The 17278-nt window shown below is 66.6% G+C and carries 14 protein-coding genes; 10 read left to right on the top strand and 4 right to left on the bottom strand.

The features are described from left to right. Positions 1 to 89: 89 nt before the first annotated feature. The 3 genes from QX041_RS27730 (at position 90) to QX041_RS34425 (ending at position 1440) form a co-directional block, all read left to right on the top strand. On the top strand, positions 90 to 491 hold the full coding sequence (locus QX041_RS27730; protein WP_006611446.1) for a PTS sugar transporter subunit IIA: 402 nt from the start codon (positions 90 to 92) through the stop codon (positions 489 to 491). Then, a complete protein-coding gene (locus tag QX041_RS27725; protein WP_315715321.1) occupies positions 488 to 817 on the top strand; it encodes an HPr family phosphocarrier protein in 330 nt (109 codons plus the stop codon). The genes QX041_RS27730 and QX041_RS27725 overlap by 4 nt, the downstream gene beginning before the upstream one ends. A gap of 89 nt (positions 818 to 906) precedes the next feature. Then, on the top strand, positions 907 to 1440 hold the full coding sequence (locus QX041_RS34425; protein WP_409998353.1) for a putative immunity protein: 534 nt from the start codon (positions 907 to 909) through the stop codon (positions 1438 to 1440). A 47-nt stretch (positions 1441 to 1487) separates the two neighbouring features. Here QX041_RS34425 and QX041_RS27720 read toward each other — a convergent pair whose 3' ends face one another. Continuing rightward, on the bottom strand, positions 1488 to 3092 hold the full coding sequence (locus QX041_RS27720; RefSeq protein WP_315752233.1) for a glycosyltransferase family 39 protein: 1605 nt from the start codon (positions 3090 to 3092) through the stop codon (positions 1488 to 1490). A gap of 116 nt (positions 3093 to 3208) precedes the next feature. Here QX041_RS27720 and lepA point away from each other — a divergent pair, with 116 nt between their 5' ends. After that, on the top strand, positions 3209 to 5020 hold the full coding sequence (gene lepA, locus QX041_RS27715) for a translation elongation factor 4 (RefSeq protein WP_315715319.1): 1812 nt from the start codon (positions 3209 to 3211) through the stop codon (positions 5018 to 5020). A 151-nt stretch (positions 5021 to 5171) separates the two neighbouring features. Further along, the gene (locus tag QX041_RS27710) at positions 5172 to 7139 is read left to right on the top strand and encodes a methyl-accepting chemotaxis protein (RefSeq protein ID WP_316167251.1); all 1968 of its coding nucleotides are present in this window, start codon (positions 5172 to 5174) and stop codon (positions 7137 to 7139) included. A gap of 125 nt (positions 7140 to 7264) precedes the next feature. Here QX041_RS27710 and QX041_RS27705 read toward each other — a convergent pair whose 3' ends face one another. Continuing rightward, on the bottom strand, positions 7265 to 7663 hold the full coding sequence (locus QX041_RS27705) for a rhodanese-like domain-containing protein (protein WP_316167250.1): 399 nt from the start codon (positions 7661 to 7663) through the stop codon (positions 7265 to 7267). Positions 7664 to 7762: 99 nt separating this feature from the next. On the opposite strand from QX041_RS27705, the gene ftrA reads away from it, so the two are divergent. Then, positions 7763 to 8794: a transcriptional regulator FtrA gene (gene ftrA, locus QX041_RS27700; RefSeq protein WP_316167249.1), complete on the top strand. Its 1032-nt coding sequence runs from the start codon at positions 7763 to 7765 to the stop codon at positions 8792 to 8794. On the opposite strand, the gene QX041_RS27695 is transcribed toward ftrA, so the two are convergent. Beyond that, positions 8768 to 10987 carry a putative bifunctional diguanylate cyclase/phosphodiesterase gene (locus tag QX041_RS27695; protein WP_315752237.1) on the bottom strand — a complete coding sequence of 740 codons (2220 nt, stop codon included), beginning with the start codon at positions 10985 to 10987 and terminating at the stop codon, positions 8768 to 8770. The genes ftrA and QX041_RS27695 overlap by 27 nt on opposite strands. Before the next feature lie 394 nt (positions 10988 to 11381). On the opposite strand from QX041_RS27695, the gene mepA reads away from it, so the two are divergent. Then, positions 11382 to 12323, top strand: coding sequence for a penicillin-insensitive murein endopeptidase (gene mepA, locus QX041_RS27690; RefSeq protein ID WP_315715314.1), 942 nt, complete (start codon positions 11382 to 11384; stop codon positions 12321 to 12323). 173 nt (positions 12324 to 12496) lie between these two features. After that, positions 12497 to 13015, top strand: a complete 519-nt coding sequence (locus tag QX041_RS27685) for a hypothetical protein (RefSeq protein ID WP_316167247.1) — start codon at positions 12497 to 12499, stop codon at positions 13013 to 13015. A gap of 3 nt (positions 13016 to 13018) precedes the next feature. On the opposite strand, the gene QX041_RS27680 is transcribed toward QX041_RS27685, so the two are convergent. Continuing rightward, positions 13019 to 14812 carry a potassium/proton antiporter gene (locus QX041_RS27680; protein ID WP_315715312.1) on the bottom strand — a complete coding sequence of 598 codons (1794 nt, stop codon included), beginning with the start codon at positions 14810 to 14812 and terminating at the stop codon, positions 13019 to 13021. 209 nt (positions 14813 to 15021) lie between these two features. Between QX041_RS27680 and QX041_RS27675 the strand changes: the two genes are divergently transcribed. Both QX041_RS27675 and map read left to right on the top strand, forming a co-directional pair. After that, complete coding sequence (locus tag QX041_RS27675) at positions 15022 to 16341, top strand: mechanosensitive ion channel family protein (protein WP_315715311.1); 1320 nt, start codon at positions 15022 to 15024, stop codon at positions 16339 to 16341. A 97-nt stretch (positions 16342 to 16438) separates the two neighbouring features. Beyond that, the gene (map, locus tag QX041_RS27670) at positions 16439 to 17263 is read left to right on the top strand and encodes a type I methionyl aminopeptidase (RefSeq protein WP_315715310.1); all 825 of its coding nucleotides are present in this window, start codon (positions 16439 to 16441) and stop codon (positions 17261 to 17263) included. Positions 17264 to 17278: the final 15 nt, after the last annotated feature.

Here is a 17278-nt window from a genome sequence, read left to right as displayed (position 1 = left end):
TCGCGAATATGCCCTCTTGCGCGAGGGCTCCGGATGGTCAAAGTGGCGCGTTCGTGCGGTGCACCCAAGGCGCCCGCGAGGAGTATCCGATGATTGGCCTGGTACTGGTGACCCATGGGCGCCTCGCCGACGAGTTCAGGGCGGCGCTGGAACACGTCATGGGTCCTCAAAAACAAATCGAAGCGGTCACGATTGGCGCCGACGATGATTCCGATCTCTGTCGCAGCGACATCATCGAAGCCGTGAACCGCGTCGACACCGGCGACGGTGTCGCCATTCTCACCGACATGTTCGGCGGCACGCCGTCGAACCTCGCCATCTCCTGCATGAGCCGGCCCAAGGTCGAGGTGCTCGCGGGCATCAACCTGCCCATGCTGGTGAAGCTCGCCAAGGTGCGCGAGGAGCGCTCGCTGCCCGACGCCATCGCCATGGCGCAGGAGGCGGGACGCAAATACGTCACCATCGCCAGCCGGGTGCTCGCCGGCAAATGAGCGACGAGGATGCTCAGCAGGACAACGTCGCCGGCCCGGCTGTCCCTGCCGGAGCCATCTCGCGAGAGCTGCTGATCACCAACAAGCGCGGCCTGCATGCGCGGGCCTCGGCGAAATTCGTGCAGATGGTCGAGAAGTTCCAGGCCGAGGTCTGGGTGACGCGCGGCGGCGAGACCGTCGGCGGCCGCTCGATCATGGGCCTGATGATGCTGGCGGCGGCGCCGGGAACCAAGATCCTGGTCTCCGCCACCGGGCCCGAGGCGGAGGCCGCGCTGCAGGCGATCACCGACCTGGTGAACGACAAGTTCCACGAAGAAGGCGTGTAAGGGCCTCCCGAAACGCGTTTCGCCATGCCGCAATGGGGCATTCTACCCGATTTGCGCCTATCCTCGCATAGCGACGCGGTAAGGATGGCATGTCCAGTAGCACTATTCGGCTGAGCGAGGCAGACCTGCGAGCCGTGGCTGAATACGCGGCCCTCTCTGCACATCCGGCGCTGGCGATCTTCGAACGCGACCGACCGGATGATCTTCGTGCACGAGCCGCAATACAGGCCGCCCGAAGCTTTGCGAGCGGCGGGAGTCGGAGCAAATCCCTACGGGATAGCGCGTGGGCGGCGCAGCGGGCGGCAATCGAAGCCCGCGATGAAGGGTTGCGCGCGGCCTATGAGGCCGCTCGCGCCGCCCTTGCCGCGGCGGGCGCGGGCTTCCTTCATCCCCTCGCGAACCCTTCCCAGGTCAAGCACATCCTCGGAGCTGCCGGCCACGCGGCGCGAGCTTTCGAAATCTCGGCCGGAGACGTTCCCGCCGTCGGCGCTGACTACCTCGCGCGATCACGGCTCCTTGCTTCTCGAGAGGTCGTGGACGTCCTCAGGCGTTATCCTGGTCCGCCGCCCGGAGGAGGCCGGGTCGGAGAGCTGATCCGCCAGCTCGATTCCCTGCTCCGGTGATCGGGAGGCCTCGCGCGCAGGAGCGCTTGGCCGGGACGACCGCGGAGCTATCCCCCCGATGCCTGAATATACACCTTCCAAACGATTGCAGGGCCCGCCTGGCCGTGGAAGAAGCGCTGCGTGGTCATAACCAGCGGCTCGGCTGTCGGGGCCTCCTTGGCCATCCAGGCCTCGCAGGCCGCGATCCGGTTGTCGGTGGTGTCGCAGATGCCGATGAACCCCTCGCGCTTGAGGTCCTCCAGCGCGCTCAGGCCGGAACTCCAGGTCTCCTCGGGCGTGGTGGGCACCGTGAACGGCCTTGGGTGGTCCGGGCTGTAGAAGGTCATCGGCGTGTTCATCTCGGCAAAGCCGGCCACCAGCGGCCAGGGCGAGCCGAATCGGGCATGCCAGGCCTTGGTCAGCTCCCGCGCCAGCTCCGAACGGGCGCCATAGCCGGTGGCGCCGTTCGGATTGGCGGCCATCTCGCGCCGGGCGATCCAGGGCGAGGCGATCAGCGTGAGCAGCGACAGGACGAGCCAGACGGCGGCGAGCCGCGGCAGCATGACCGATCGCAGCCGCAGCGCGGGAATTGCGACCAGCGCCAGCGGCACCAGGAAGAACAGCGAGATGCCCCAATCGGTCTTCATGTAGATCGTGAAGGCGAGGCCGCCGAGCGGCGGCCCGACGGCAACGATCGCCTGCACCAGCCAAACATTGATCGCCTGGCTTACATTCACGCCAGGATTGGGACCGCCGCGCCAGTTGCGGAAGGCGAATCGCGGCGGCCAGGCCATCACCAGCGCCGCCAGCGCCACCGGCAAAGCCAGCAGCGCCAGATTGTGGCCGACATAGCCGAGCACGAGCTCGGCGGCGCGGCCGCGATCCGACAGCGTATAGACATCCCCGGCATAGGTGATGGCGACGAAATCGACCCGCCACAGCCACACCAGATGCGGGATCATCGCCACCAGCATGGTGACGATCGCGACCCACGGCGCGGGCGACGCCAGGAAGCGCAACCGTTCCGGGTGCAGCAGCGCCGCAAGGCCGATGGCGCCGATCATGGTCAGCACCCAGTATTTGGTCATCAGCGCCGCCGCGCCGGCGAGGCCGAGCCACAGGCCGGAGGCGGCGCTGCGCTTTTCGAACGCGTTGAGATAGGCCAGCACCAGCAGCGGCAGGGTCAGCAGCTGGACCAGGTCGGCGTTGTACTTGAAGCCCTTGAAATTGAAGATCGGGTACAGCGCAACCATCACCACGACGAAGAAGGCGCGGCGGCGGTCGACCACCTTGAGGCTCGCGAGCCAGACGATGACGAGGCCGCTGCCGTTCACGGCCATCGCCAGCGCATAGGTCGCCCAGTCCTTGACCGGAAACACCGCGAACCACAGCCCCGCGATCCAGCCCGACAGCGGCGGATGCTTGCCGTAGCCGAGCAGGAAGCGGCTGCCCCAGGCATAGGCCTCGGCGACGTCCATATGGACGTCCTGCGCCGCCTTCAGATTGGTCAGGATCGCCGTCCACAGCACGGCATGGACGACCGCGAAGGTGACGACGACCCAGAGCGACGTTGCCGGCGCCGTGGCGCGCGCCACCAGCCAGGCGGAGATTCGCCGCGGTCCGAGACGGCCGCGCATGCGCGCCGCGAGAGGCGGAAGAGAGGTACTCGACATCCGCCCTCGGTAGCCTGTTTTGGCGGCGCGGGGAATCAGCTTGCCGTGAAGAAAGCCCCTGGAAATTCAGCAATATGGTTGCTGGTGAGGGGCTTGGGGTGCTATCTGCGCGACCCATGACGACCGCCCCCATTCCCAACATCCGCAACTTCTCCATCGTCGCCCATATCGACCATGGAAAGTCCACTTTGGCCGACCGCCTGATCCAGATGACGGGCGGGCTGTCGGACCGCGAGATGGCGGGCAAGGAGCAGGTGCTCGATTCGATGGACATCGAGCGCGAGCGCGGCATCACCATCAAGGCGCAGACCGTGCGCCTGCGTTACCATGCCAAGGACGGCAAGGATTACATCTTCAACCTGATGGACACGCCCGGCCACGTCGACTTCGCCTACGAAGTCTCCCGGTCGCTGGCGGCCTGCGAAGGCTCGCTGCTGGTGGTCGACGCCAGCCAGGGCGTCGAGGCGCAGACGCTCGCCAACGTCTACCAGGCGCTCGACAACAATCACGAGATCGTCCCGGTCCTCAACAAGATCGACCTGCCGGCGGCCGAGCCCGAGAAGATCAAGCAGCAGATCGAGGACGTGATCGGTATCGACGCCTCCGACGCGGTGATGATCTCCGCCAAGACCGGCCTTGGCATTCCCGACGTGCTGGAGGCGATCGTCACCCGCCTGCCGCCGCCCAAGGGCGACCGCGAGGCGACCCTGAAGGCGCTGCTGGTCGACAGCTGGTACGACGTCTATCTCGGCGTCGTCGTGCTGGTGCGCATCGTCGACGGCGTGATGAAGAAGGGCCAGCGCGTCCGGATGATGGGCACCGGGGCCGCCTATGACGTCGAGCGCGTCGGCTTCTTCACGCCGAAGATGACGCAGGTCGACGAGCTCGGGCCCGGCGAGATCGGCTTCATCACCGCCGCGATCAAGGAGGTGGCCGACACCCGCGTCGGCGACACCATCACCGACGACCGCAAGCCGGTCTCGGAGATGCTGCCGGGCTTCAAGCCGGCCATCCCGGTCGTGTTCTGCGGCCTGTTCCCGGTCGATGCCGATGATTTCGAAACATTGCGCGCCGCAATGGGCAAGCTCCGGCTCAACGACGCCAGCTTCTCGTTCGAGATGGAAACCTCGGCCGCGCTCGGCTTCGGCTTCCGCTGCGGCTTCCTCGGCCTCTTGCATCTGGAGATCATCCAGGAGCGTCTCTCCCGCGAGTTCGATCTCAACCTCATCGCGACCGCGCCGAGCGTCATCTACAAGATGAAGCTGACCGACGGCGAGGAGATCGAGATCCACAACCCGGTCGACATGCCCGACGTGGTCAAGATCGCCGAGATCCAGGAGCCCTGGATCGAGGCGACGATCCTGACGCCGGACGAATATCTCGGCAGCGTGCTCAAGCTCTGCCAGGACCGCCGCGGCAATCAGAAGGAGCTGACCTACGTCGGCAGCCGCGCGATGGTCAAATACGACCTGCCGCTCAACGAGGTGGTGTTCGACTTCTACGACCGGCTGAAATCGGTCTCCAAGGGCTACGCCTCGTTCGACTATCATTTGACCGACTACAAGCCGGCCGATCTCGTGAAGATGCAGATCCTCGTCAACAACGAGCCGGTCGATGCGCTGTCGATGCTGGTGCACCGGACCCGCGCCGAAGGCCGGGGACGCGCCATGGTCGAGAAGATGAAGGACCTGATTCCGCCGCACATGTTCCAGATCCCGATCCAGGCGGCGATCGGCGGCAAGGTGATCGCGCGCGAGACCGTGCGCGCGCTGCGCAAGGACGTCACCGCGAAGTGCTACGGCGGCGACATCACCCGCAAGCGCAAGCTTCTGGAGAAGCAGAAGGAAGGCAAGAAGAAGATGCGGCAGTTCGGCAAGGTCGACATCCCGCAGGAAGCCTTCATCGCCGCCCTCAAGGTGGATAGCTGAGGCGCGGGCCCGCCCCCCTCTCTGGTTTCATCAGCATGATAGGCTGAAGAAAATCCGGATTCCAAAGCGGAACCAGCGCTCCCGTGCAACTACGGTATCTGTTCCTTAATGGTATCCTGAGACCCTTGCCGCAAAGCAAGGAATGCCCCGAATGTCCCGCCTCCGGTCGATCTCCGCCCGCCTGATCATCGCGCTCTCGCTGACCGTCGCCATCGCCTGTGCCGTGCTCGGCACCTTCTCCGTCATCCAGCAGCGCGCTCTGACCCGACTGGCGCTGGAGCAGCAACTCAAGCTGCAGTTCGACAGCGTGTCGGCCGGCATCGACTATGAAGGCCGCGCCGCGCTGGCGGTCAGCTCCACCCTGGCGGCGCTGCCCCCGATCGCCGACGCCTACCTCAAGGGCGACCGCGACGCGCTTGGCGCCCTGCTCGGCGGCGCCATGACGTCGCTGAAGGCGCAGGGCATTCCGCTGGTGAACGTATGGGCGCCGCCGGCCACCAATTTCTATCGCGTGCATGAGCCCAAGGTGTTCGGCGACGACACCTCGAAGCGCCGCATCACCGTGGTGCAGGCCAACCAGACCGGCCGCCTGATCGCCGGCGTCGAGCAGAGCCGGCTGTCGCTCGGCATCTTCGGCATGACCCCGATCGTGCGCGACGGCAAGGTGATCGCGACCGTCGACGTCGGCGCCGCCTTCGGCAAGGAATTCGTCGAGCGCGCCAAGCAGCGCTTCGGCATCGATCTCGCCGTCTACTGGATCAACGACGGCCAGCCGAAGCGGCTGTCCTCGACGTTCGGCGACGAGACCGTCGCCACCCCGGACGAGGTGCTCGCGGTGTTCAAGGGCACGGCGCTGCTGCGCGATGCCACCCTGGCCGGCAAGCCCGCCGCGGTCTATGCCGGGCAGATCAGGAACTACGCCGGCGACCCGATCGCCGTGCTGGAGCTGATCAAGGACACAACCGCCTATGAGGCCGCCGCCGCCAGCGCGCAGCAGCAGCTGATCATCGGCACGGTCGTAATCCTGCTGCTCGCCGTCATCGTCGCGCTGTTCGTCGCCCGCGGCATCTCGCGCCCGCTGGTCGCCATCACCGCCGTCATGCACCGGCTGTCGAGCGGCGACACCGAGGTCGCGATCCCCGGCGGCCAGCGCAAGGACGAGCTCGGCACGATGGCGCAGGCGGTCGACGTGTTCCGCCGCAACATGATCGAGACGGCCAGCCTGCGCGAGGCGCAGGAGGCGACGCAACACCGCGCCGAGCAGGAGAAGCAGGCGCTGCAGCGGCAGATGGCCGACCGGTTCGAGGCCGACGTCAAGGGCGTGGTGTCCTCGGTTGCCAAGGCCACGGCGGACATGGAGCGCGTCGTCCACGAGATCACGGTCAGCGTCAACGGCACCTCGCAGCGCGCAGCGGCCGCCGCTGCCGCGTCCGAGGAAGCCTCGAGCGGCGTGTCGACCGTCGCTGCGGCCTCCGAGGAGCTCGCCTCCTCGGTGACCGAGATCGGTCGCCAGGTCGCGCATTCCAGCAAGGTGGCCGATGCCGCGGTCGTCAAGGCGCGCCAGACCACCGAGATGGTCGGCAGCCTCGCCGCAGCCGCCGAGAGGATCGGCGATGTGTTGCGCCTGATCGACGCGATCGCGAGCCAGACCAACCTGCTGGCGCTCAACGCGACCATCGAGGCGGCGCGTGCCGGCGAGGCGGGCCGCGGCTTCGCGGTCGTGGCAGCCGAGGTCAAGGAGCTGGCCGGACAGACCGCCAAGGCGACGGAGGAGATCGCCGGCCAGGTCACCTCGATCCAGGCCGCGACGTCCGACTGCGTGACCGCCATCGGCGGCATCAGCACAACGATCCAGGAGATCAGTGGCATTGCCGCGACCATCGCCGCCGCCGTCGAGCAGCAAGACTCGGCGACGCGCGAGATCGCGCGCAGCGTCCAACAGGCGGCGTCCGGGACCAACGAGGTATCGCAGAACGTCGTCGGCGCCAGTGACGCCGCCGAGCAGTCACGCGAGCTCGCCGACCACGTCATGGTCGCCACGCGCGACCTCGGCAAGCGTGCGAACGACCTGTTCAAGAGCGTCGACACCTTCCTCGCCGGCCTGTGCAAGGCGGCGTAGCGAGCGACTTTCGCCATCCCGCCCTCTTGGCTCGCAGCCTTCCAAGGCGGCGAGCTCCAAAATCGGTGTCGTCCCCGCGTTCGCGGGGACGACGCTGGTGATGAGGTAACAGCCGGGCCTCCGCTTCAATCGCCGGTCGCGAGTGCAAAGCCCTCGTCGAGCCAGCCGGTGATGCCGCCGATCATCATCTTCACGGGCCGTCCCAGCCGCGCAAGCCGGATCGCGGCGCGGTTGGCGCCGTTGCAGTGCGGACCGGCGCAGTAGACCACGAACAGCATGTCCCTCGCGTACTCGGCCATCCGCTCCGCGGTCATGGTCCGGTGCGGGATATTGATGGCGCCGGTGATGTGCCCCTTGGCAAACGAGGCCGGGCCCCTGACATCCACCAGGATGAAGTCCGGAGCTGCTGCATGCAGACTCTCGTGCACGTCCCAGCAATCGGTCTCGAATGAGAGCATCGCCTCGAAATGGGCGAGCGCCTGGGCTGACGGGGCTGCGGGCACCTCGGTGACATGGGTCGTCATCGTCTCTCTCCTGCGACGTTGCGTGAGCTCCTCCAATCTCGCGCGCTACCCGGGGCGACCCAAGTGACGGATCGGACAAAGTTCGGTAAGTTTCCGCCAATGCCCCGCGCCGCAACCCATGCTCCACACCCGAATCCGGGATTGGTCGCCGTCATCACCTATGACGGGCTGTGCACGTTCGAGTTCGGCATCGCGGTCGAAGTCTTCGGGCTGCCGCGGCCGGAGTTCGACTTCCCTTGGTATCAGTTCACGGTGGTCTCTGCCGAAGCGCGGCGTGCCCGCGCGACCGGCGGCATCGTGGTCGAGGCCGGCGCGCCCCTGTCACGCCTGAAGCAGGCCAGCACGATCATCGTTCCAGGATGGCGCGATCGCACCGAGCGGCCGCCCGAGCGCCTGCTGCGCGCCATCGCGCAGGCGGCCGCGCGCGGCGCGCGGTGCTTGTCGATCTGCTCCGGCGTGTTCGTTCTGGCCGCCGCTGGCCTGCTCGACGGCAGGCGCGCCACCACGCATTGGCGGCACATTCCCGACCTGAAGCGGCTCTATCCGAATATTCGCGTCGAAGAGGACACGCTCTATGTCGACGAGGGCAATGTTATCACCTCGGCCGGCAGCGCGGCGGGCATCGACGCCTGCCTGCATCTGGTCCGGCGCGATTTCGGCAGCAAGGTTGCGAACAGCGTTGCCCGGCGGCTGGTGATGCCGCCGCACCGGGACGGCGGGCAGGCGCAATACGTCGTCGCACCGGTCCAGGCCCGCCCGGGACGGACGATCGGCGACGTCATGGATTGGGCACGGGGGCGACTGGCGCAGCCGATTGCGGTCAGCGCGATGGCAAAACGCGCCGGGATGAGCGAGCGGACCTTGCTGCGGGCGTTCCAGGACAGCACGGGCGCGAGCCCTGCGGCCTGGCTGCAGCAGGAGCGCATGACGCGGGCGCGGGAGCTGCTGGAGAATGCGACGCTCTCCCTGGCGGACATCTCGGCGCAGTGCGGCTACCGGTCGCTCGAAACGTTTCGCGTCGCTTTCCGGCGCATCGTCGGAACGTCGCCCGCGGCCTATCGGCGGCGCTTCGAGGCGCGTCCAACAGCGGCCAACGTCGCTCGCTCAAGCCACCAGCGCGTTGCCGGGTGAGGTACCGTCCATGGCATCCCGCTGCGCCTGCAAGAGCCGGACGATGTCGACATTGGGCCGGGGCCGGCTGAACAGATAGCCCTGCCCTTCATGGCAGCCCTCGGCGCGCAGACAGCGCAGCTCCGCCTCGGTCTCGACGCCCTCGGCCGTGATGATGACGCCGAGCCCCTTGCCCAGGCTGACGATCGAGCGGACGATCGCCTGCGCCTCGCGATTGGCCGCGAGACCGCGGATGAAGGACTGATCGACCTTGATCTTGTCGAACGGAAAGCTGCGCAGATAGCTCAGGCTGGAATAGCCAGTGCCGAAATCGTCCATCGAGATGCGCACGCCCAGCGCGCGCAGCGCATGCAGGGTGGCCAGCACCTGGCCGCTCTTCTCCAGCACCAGCGTCTCGGTGATCTCGAGCTCGAGCCGGCTCGGCGGCAGGCCCGACTGCTTCAGCACGTCCATCACCAGCGACAGCACGTTGCCGACGCGGAACTGCAGCGGCGACATGTTCACGGCGACACGGACGTCGTCCGGCCATTTCGCGGCGTCGTTGCAGGCGTGCCGCAACATCGCGCGGCCGAGCGCCGAGATCAGGCCGGTCTCCTCGGCGACCGGGATGAACTCCGACGGCGGGATCATGCCGCGCTCTGGATGCGGCCAGCGCGCCAGCGCCTCGAAACCGGTGATGCGTCCGGTCGAGAGGTCGATCAGCGGCTGATAATGCGGCTGCAGCACGTCGCGCTGGATGGCCTCGCGCAGCTCGGATTCGATCTTGCGCCGGCTCTGCGCCCGCGCATCCATGCCGGATTCGAAATAGCTGAAGGAGCCGCGCGTCTCGTTCTTCGCGCGCGACAGCGCCATGTCGGCATTCTTGAGCAGCTTCTCGGCGTCGTCGCCATCGTTCGGCGCCATGGCGATTCCAATCGTGGCACCGATCGTCACCGAACTGCCGTCGATGAGATAGGGATCGGCGATCGCCTCCAGCAGCCGGCGGCAGAGCTGGGCCGCATCCTCCGGCCGCGCCTGCCCGCCCTGCACCACCGCGAACTCGTCGGAGTTCAGTCGCGCGACGATGTCCTCCTGACGCAGGACCGAGCGCAGCCGCTTGCCGACCCCGCGCAACAGCCGGTCGCCGACCGCGTGGCCGAGGGTATCGTTGATCGACTTGAAATTATCGAGGCCGAGCACCAGCACGGCGATCTTCTCGGAGCCGCGCCGCATCTGGGTGAGCTTGTCATCGATCTTCTGGCGCAGCAGGTTGCGGCTCGGCAGGCCGGTCAGTGCGTCGTGCTGGGCCAGGAAGGCGAGCCGCGCCTCGGCGCGCTTGCGTTCGGTGATGTCCATCAGCGCCAGCAGCACCGCGGGCTGGGCGTTGTGGACGAGATGGCGCGAATAGATCGCGAGATCGATCAGGGCGCCATCGGCGCGGACATGCTTCCAGGTGCGCGCCGCCTGCTCCTCGCTGGACTGCTCGCCTGCCCAGGGCGGCTCGCTATCATAGGCCTGCAGGCTGCGGATGCTGAGCCGCTCGAAGGCGTCCCGGCTGTAGCCGTAATGCTGGGCCGCCGCTTCGTTGACGCCGAGCACGCGCCCGTCATCCGTCGCGCAGACGATCATCGGCACCGGATTGCCGTCGAACAGCAGGCGGAACGACTCCTCGCGCTGCTTCAATTCGGTGATGTCGACGCGCAGGCCAACGATGCCGCCATCGCCGGTCAGACGCTCCTCGATCAGGATGGTACGGCCGTCCGACAGCTTCTGCTCATGGCGACCGCTCGGATGAAACAGCTTTTCGAGCCGCTCGGCGATCCACTCCTCCTCGCGGCCCGCGGCTTCCGGATAGTCGCCGCGGGCAACGCCGATCCGGATCGTATCCTGCAGCCGGGCGCCGGATTCGAACAGGTCCGAGCTGCGGTTGTAGATTTCGGCGTATTTCTTGTTCCAGAGAATGTAGCGGCCGTCGGCGTCGAGGAACACGATCCCCTCGGGAAGAATGTCGATCGCTTCGATGAGCCGATCATGCGCCTTCTTCGCCTCAGCCATCGCCACTTCGGCGCACTTGCCGCCGATCTCATCGACGGGGGCGAGCTTGCGCAAATTGTGCCAACGCAATCTCGGGCTTGGCTTGACCGGGTGAACTGCATCGCGGGCGCTTGGCACGCGATTGCGCTTTTTTGCCGTGGGTGGCCGAACGGGCCGCATCGCGTGCCTCACTCTCCTTCTCGAACGGCAGTTTTCGGCCACGTTTCTGAAAAAATGGTATCTTGATGCAGGGCGCGACAGCCACTGGTTACGGGAACAGGTGGATGCACTCGCGCATTTGGAGAGTTGAGACTTGCGCGGAGGATCAACCAAGGGCTGCTGTACAACCAGCGATAAGTGACGTCGGTTGCCACGGGCCAGAAAAGACCCGCATACCGTGCAATGGCCCTGCGCTTATTGTTCATTTACCGAACGAAGTCACGCAATTGAGCCGTGTTCAGCCGGTTCCGCCAATCCGGCAGCAGGGTTAGAGCCAGGTTAAAACGGCCCGAATGACCCGCTGTTGACGTAGAATTGGGCAACTCGGCCGGTCGGCAGACGCTACACTGGCGCCATGCATGTCCGCCTGATTCTGGTCGCCATCATCAGTTCGGCCGTCATTGCCGTGGCGGCCCCGGCCCATGCCCAGGACAAGGGCAGCGTCGAGCCAAAGGCCCTGCCGCCATTGGCGCATCCGGACGATCCGAATACGCCGGCCAAGGAGCTGTTCGCCCGGAGGATCCTGCCGTCGGCGCAACCGACCAGGGTGATCGGCACCTATAATCGCGGCTGCATCGCCGGAGCCGAGCGAATGCCGGTCAACGGCGAGGGCTGGCAGGTGATGCGGCTGTCGCGCAACCGCAATTTCGGCCATCCCAACCTGATCGCGCTGCTGAAGCGGCTGGCGACCCGCGCGCACAAGGATGCCGGCTGGCCCGGCATCCTGGTCGGCGACATCGGCCAGCCGCGCGGCGGACCAGCGCTGTCCGGCCATGCCAGCCATCAAATCGGGCTCGACGCCGACATCTGGCTGACGCCGATGCCTGACCACAGGCTGTCGCGCAACGAGCGCGAGGAGATGTCGGCGGTCATGATGGTTCGGCCTGATCGCCTCGATGTCGATCCGCGGGTGTTCACGAAGGGCCACGTCGCCGTGATCCGCGCCGCGGCCCAGGAGCCGTCGGTGCAGCGCATCTTCGTCAACGCCGCGATCAAGAAGGCGCTGTGCCGGGACGCGAGGGGGGACCGTAGCTGGCTCACCAAGGTGCGGCCGTGGTGGGGCCACGACTATCACTTCCACATCCGCATGGTGTGCCCGCCGGGCAATCCGGACTGCCACGGCCAGACCAACCAGGAGGGCGGCGATGGCTGCGGCGACCTCGACTATTGGTTCTCGGATGCGGTGCTGCATCCGCTGCCGCCGAAAGAGCCCCCTAAGCCGCCGCAACCGCTGACGATGGCGCAACTGCCGCCTGGCTGCCGAGCGGTGCTGCATGCGCCGGACGCCAAGAATTGATTCGGCCGACGCTGCCGTGATTGGGAGTCGCAGCGGCGGGACGATTGCCATAGGATGATATTGCTCGCGCCGTCAGCGCGGCGATCGAAGGGGATGACGGTCCCTCCACCTCCTGTTATCGCGGTATCAAGATGCCGCGCGCCGCTGCGCGGCGTAACAGTCGCGAGTCCGTCATGATCCTGATCCGTCCCGCCACGACCGCCTTCCTCGTTACGGTGGCCGCGAGCTCGGCTGCGGTTGCCGCCGAACCGAGCGGCTGCGACAAGTTCAAATGGGACATCGCGCGCGAGCGCGCCGCGCTGACCGCAGCCGACCGCGAGAAGCTCGTATCTGGCGCCGAGATGGCCGCTATTCCCGCGACCGGGATTGTGCTGGAGCTGCGTCCGACGGCTGACGCCAAGCTGGCGATGCCGCCGGAGCGCGCGCCCAGGGACGGCAGCTTCGCCGGCCTCACGCGGATCGCCGGAGCGCCCAAGGCCGGCGTCTACACCATCAGCCTGTCGGCCGCGGCCTGGATCGACGTGGTGCAGGACGGCAAGATCCTCAAGCCGGCCGGCTTCAGCGGCGCCACCGATTGCGACGGCATTCGCAAGACCATGAAGTACGAGCTGGGATCAAAGCCTTTCGTGCTGCAGGTCAGCGGCGCGCCGGAGAATGCGATCTCGATCGCCGTCCTGCCGGCGGCAGAATGACGCTCAAACCCCCGCGACCGACGACCAGACACTGGCCAGCTTGCGCTTCATCCGCTCCTTGCGCGTCAGCACCGGCACATCCTCCTCGTCCTCCGGCAGACGCAGTCCGACCACGTTGACCCGGCCGCCGGAGATCGAGCGGGCGACCAGCACGATGGTGTCGAGCGCCACGGTCGCGCCTTCCTTCGGCGCGTTGTCGAGATGGATGTCGAAATAGTCGGCGAGCGTCAGCTTGTCCTCGCCCTCGCCGAGCTTGACGCCATAGATGCCGGCGACCTCGTCGAGCGTATGCTCGGCCGAGACCATGAAGTCGCCGAGCAGATGCGGGTCGGGCGCGGCCGACGGCGGCATGTCGACGAAGAAGCGGTCGAGCGACTCGGCCTTTTCCGGCGGCGCCAGCAGATAGAGATAGTCCCCCGGCGCGATCGGCTCGGCCTCGGGCGGCGACAGAATCTGCTCGTTACGGATCACCAGGGTCGGCTTCGACCAGGACGGGATCAGGCCGCGGCGGAAGTACAGGCTCTTGGAGCGGATCGAATAGCCGACCAGCTGCTGCTCGAGCTGGCCGGGCAGATCGAGCTCGATGCGGCGCGGGCCCCGATCGGTGCGCGGCAGCGCCACGTGCAGCTTGCGCGCGGCCACGCCGAGCGTCCAGCCCTGCGCCAGCAGCGAGATGATCACGACCACGAACGCGACGTCGAAATAGAGATAGGCGCTGGACAGGCCGACCAGCAGCGGGATCGAGGCGAGGAAGATCGCGACCGCGCCGCGCAGGCCGGTCCAGGCGATGAACGCCTTCTCCCGCCAGTTGAAGCGGAACGGATAGAGGCAGACGAACACCGCAACGGGTCGCGCCACCAGCATCAGCATCAGCGCAACAGCAATCGCCGGCAGCAGGCTGTCGAGCAGCCGCTGCGGCGACACCAGCAGCCCGAGCAGCACGAACATCACGATCTGGGCGAGCCACGTCGCGGCATCGAGGAAGGTGACGACAGAGTTGTGCGCGCGGGTCGGCCGGTTGCCGACGATGAGGCCGGCGAGATAGACCGCGAGGAAGCCGGAGCCGTGGGCGATCTGCGCCATGCCGAAGATCACCAGCGCGGCGGTGGTCACGAATGGCGCGTGGAGGCCCTGCGGCAGCGCGACCTTGTTGAGGCCGATGACGACGAGGCGGCCGCCGACGATGCCGAACAGCGTGCCGAGCACCGCCTCGCGGATCAGCTCAAACACGAAATGTCCGAACGACCCGTGACCGACCGAGATCAGCTCGACCAGCATCAGGGTGAGGAACACCGCGAACGGATCGTTGCTGCCGGACTCCGCCTCCAGCGTGGCACCGACACGCGGGCGCAGCCGCAGGCCCTGGGCGTGGACCAGCAGGAACACGGCCGCCGCATCCGTCGAGGCGATGACGGCGCCGACCAGCATCGCCTCGGTCCAGCCGAGGTCGAGGGCATATTTCGCCACCGGCGCGGTGATGAAGGCGGTCATGAGCACGCCGACGGTCGCAAGCACCATCGAGGGCGCCAGCACAGTACGGATGCTCTGGAAGCGCGTACGCAGACCGCCGTCGAACAGGATCAGCGCCAGCGCGACGGAGCCCACCAGATAGGTGGTACGGACGTCCTGAAATTCGATATGACCAGGGCCGGAATCGCCCGCCAGCATGCCGATCACCAGGAACACCAGCAGCAGCGGCGCGCCGAAGCGCAACGCCAGCAGGCTCGACAGGATGCCGGCCATCACGAGGACCGCACCGAGGAGGATCGCAATGCTGACGGCGTCGAGGGATGACATGAAAAAACGTTGATGGATCCGAGTTTTACATCCTTATCGTCGCCACACTTGCACGCCAACCGGATTTGCTCTTATCGCGGCGATATGCCCATTTTTCCATCCTTGCCCGCGTTCGGGGTATATTTCGCGGCAATCGCCTGTGACGAAAACGAACTAAATTCCGCTGATCCGGCCAACCCGCGCCACTGTTCCCCTCCGAGACCCCGCTGATGGACCTCGACCTGAAAGACGTTCTCGACTTCCTGCAGACCGTTGGCCGCTCGATCGGCGCCGAGGTCACCTCGCCGTGGTTCTATCTTCAGCTCGGGCTGGTGCTGAGCGGCGCCGGCATCGCCTTTGCGGCGAGCGCCGCCGTGCGTGCGCGCATCGACCTGACTTCGCTGGCGATGGGCTGGCCTGGCCCGCTGCGGCAGCTGCTACGGGTGCTGCTGGAGAGCGTCACCACGGTCGTGTTCGTGATCCTGATGCGGATCGCCCGCACCGGCATGTTGCTGTGGACCTGGCCGAGCCGCAGCTACCTGCTCGCCGTCGCGCTCAAGCTGGCGCTCGCCTGGCTCGTGATCCGGCTGATCACCTCGGTGATCCGCAGCACCTTCATCGTGCAGATCGTGTCGATCTCGGCCTGGCTGGTGGCCGCGCTCAGCATCATCGGCCAGCTCGACAACGTCGTCGACGCGCTCGATTCCATCTCGGTCGTGCTCGGCGGCCTCAGGCTGACGCCGCTGCTGGTGATCAAGCTCGGCGTGCTGCTGCTCGCGGTGCTGTGGCTGACCAACATCGCCAGCAATTTCGTCGAGAGCCGCATCACGCGCTCGACCGACCTGACGCCGTCGATCCAGGTGCTCCTGATCAAGATGGTCCGCATGGGCCTGATGATCCTCGGCGTCGCGATTGCGATCAGCGCGGTCGGCATCAACCTGTCGGCGCTCGCGATCTTCTCCGGCGCCGCCGGTGTCGGTATCGGCCTCGGCCTGCAGCGCATCGTCGCCAATTTCGTCGCCGGCATCATCCTGCTGGCCGACAAATCGGTGAAGCCGGGCGATCTCGTGACCATCGGCGACAGCTCGGGGCGCATCAGCGCGATGAACACGCGCTACATCTCGGTCGCCGCCGGCGACGGCCGCGAGTTCCTGATCCCGAACGAGGACCTCGTCACCCAGAAGGTGACCAACTGGACCTACACCGACAAGAACACGCTGGTGAAGGTCAATTTCGGCACCAACTACGACGCCGATCCCCGGGTCGTCTGCAAGCTCGCCACCGAGATCGCGGCCGAGACGCCGCGCACCTTGAAATCGAAGGCGCCGAACTGCCTGCTGACCGAGTTCACCGAGGCCGGCATGAAGTTCTCGCTGACCACATGGATCGCCGACCCCAGCTACATGGACAGCGTCAAGAGCGAGGTGATGCTGGCGCTGTGGGAGGCCTTCAAGCGCGAGGGCATCAGGGTGCCGTATCCGGTGCGAGAGCTTCGCGTTCGCGGAGGTGCGCTGCCGGTGGAGACCACGCTGGAGGTGCCGACCGGCTAGGCGGCAGATCCGGCCGTGCACACCCGGCTTGCACCGGCCGGCACGATCATTAAATTAGGCGATCACCCCGCGACACCCCTGAGAACGAAACAGGCCCATGAACTATATCGAAGCGACCGACACCGCTGCGCGCAAGAACGGCCAGATCAAGCTGCACGGCCCGAGCGGCTTTGCCGGCATGCGCAAGGCCGGCGCGCTGGTGTCGAAGTGCCTCGATGCGCTCACCGACATCGTCAAGCCGGGCGTGCCGACCTCGCGGATCGACGATTTCGTCCGGGACTTCGCCTTCAGCCACGGCGCCTATCCGGCGACGCTGATGTATCGCGGCTATCGCTACTCGACCTGCACGTCGATCAACCACGTGGTCTGCCACGGCATGCCGAACGACCGGCCGCTGAAGGAAGGCGACATCATCAATGTCGACGTCACCTTCATCGTCGACGGCTGGTACGGCGATTCCAGCCGCATGTATGCGATCGGCCCGATCGCGCGCAAGGCCGAGCGGCTGATCGAGGTCACCTACGAATCGATGATGCGCGGCATCGCCGCGGTGAAGCCCGGCGCCACCACCGGCGACATCGGCCATGCGATCCAGAGCTTCGTCGAGCCGCAGGGCATGAGCGTGGTGCGCGACTTCTGCGGCCATGGTCTCGGCCGGCTGTTCCATGACGAGCCGAACATCATCCATGTCGGCCGTCCCGGCGAGGGCGTGCTGCTCAAGCCCGGCATGTTCTTCACCATCGAGCCGATGATCAATCTTGGCAAGCCGCATGTGAAGATCCTGTCCGACGGCTGGACCGCGGTGACGCGGGACCGCTCACTGTCGGCGCAGTTCGAGCATTCGGTCGGCGTCACCGCCGACGGCGTCGAGATCTTCACGCTCTCGGAGCGCCATGGAGAGAAGCCGCTGACGCAGGTGTGAGCGGGCTCCTGGCCG

Source organism: Bradyrhizobium sp. SZCCHNRI2009 (assembly GCF_032485115.1).
Taxonomy (GTDB): domain Bacteria; phylum Pseudomonadota; class Alphaproteobacteria; order Rhizobiales; family Xanthobacteraceae; genus Bradyrhizobium.
This window is presented reverse-complemented; position numbering and strand designations above follow the sequence as displayed.

What these genes read in the sequence shown, in the direction of transcription:
- QX041_RS27730 (WP_006611446.1), top strand. Translation starts at nt 90, where the DNA reads ATGATTGGCCTGGTACTGGTGACCCATGGGCGCCTCGCCGACGAGTTC.
- QX041_RS27725 (WP_315715321.1), top strand. Translation starts at nt 488, where the DNA reads ATGAGCGACGAGGATGCTCAGCAGGACAACGTCGCCGGCCCGGCTGTC.
- QX041_RS34425 (WP_409998353.1), top strand. Translation starts at nt 907, where the DNA reads ATGTCCAGTAGCACTATTCGGCTGAGCGAGGCAGACCTGCGAGCCGTG.
- QX041_RS27720 (WP_315752233.1), bottom strand. Translation starts at nt 3,092, where the DNA reads ATGTCGAGTACCTCTCTTCCGCCTCTCGCGGCGCGCATGCGCGGCCGT.
- lepA (WP_315715319.1), top strand. Translation starts at nt 3,209, where the DNA reads ATGACGACCGCCCCCATTCCCAACATCCGCAACTTCTCCATCGTCGCC.
- QX041_RS27710 (WP_316167251.1), top strand. Translation starts at nt 5,172, where the DNA reads ATGTCCCGCCTCCGGTCGATCTCCGCCCGCCTGATCATCGCGCTCTCG.
- QX041_RS27705 (WP_316167250.1), bottom strand. Translation starts at nt 7,663, where the DNA reads ATGACGACCCATGTCACCGAGGTGCCCGCAGCCCCGTCAGCCCAGGCG.
- ftrA (WP_316167249.1), top strand. Translation starts at nt 7,763, where the DNA reads ATGCCCCGCGCCGCAACCCATGCTCCACACCCGAATCCGGGATTGGTC.
- QX041_RS27695 (WP_315752237.1), bottom strand. Translation starts at nt 10,987, where the DNA reads ATGCGGCCCGTTCGGCCACCCACGGCAAAAAAGCGCAATCGCGTGCCA.
- mepA (WP_315715314.1), top strand. Translation starts at nt 11,382, where the DNA reads ATGCATGTCCGCCTGATTCTGGTCGCCATCATCAGTTCGGCCGTCATT.
- QX041_RS27685 (WP_316167247.1), top strand. Translation starts at nt 12,497, where the DNA reads ATGATCCTGATCCGTCCCGCCACGACCGCCTTCCTCGTTACGGTGGCC.
- QX041_RS27680 (WP_315715312.1), bottom strand. Translation starts at nt 14,812, where the DNA reads ATGTCATCCCTCGACGCCGTCAGCATTGCGATCCTCCTCGGTGCGGTC.
- QX041_RS27675 (WP_315715311.1), top strand. Translation starts at nt 15,022, where the DNA reads ATGGACCTCGACCTGAAAGACGTTCTCGACTTCCTGCAGACCGTTGGC.
- map (WP_315715310.1), top strand. Translation starts at nt 16,439, where the DNA reads ATGAACTATATCGAAGCGACCGACACCGCTGCGCGCAAGAACGGCCAG.